Here is a 388-nt window from a genome sequence, read left to right on the forward strand (position 1 = left end):
GCGGCGCAGGCTGACGTGGCGGCAGCCAAGGCATCCATAGCAAACTACGACGCCGAGATTGCGCGGCACCCCTCGCTCGTCGAGCAGGCGCGCGCCACGCTTCGCTCCGACCAGGCGTCGCTCGACTTTGCGCGAGCGAACGCCTCGCGCTACCAGAATCTCTCCGAAGCGGGAGCGGGAACCACGCAGGAACAACAACACGCTTCAAGCGCGCTCGCCGAGCAGCTTGCGCGGCAGTCCCATGACCGCGCCGCGTTGAGCACGACTGAGCAGAACCTCGACGTGCTGCGCACTCAGCGCGACAAGGCGGCCAGCACGTTGATGCGCGCCGAGGCGGCTCAGGAATTGGCGAATCTCAATCTGTCCTATACGGAAATCCATGCACCGG

At 65.7% G+C, this 388-nt stretch carries 1 pseudogene; it reads left to right on the forward strand.

The features are described from left to right. Positions 1-388, forward strand: a pseudogene (locus tag AC1DO7_RS41550) (HlyD family secretion protein); the annotation flags it as partial.

This window comes from Cupriavidus sp. 05N40, assembly GCF_056397305.1.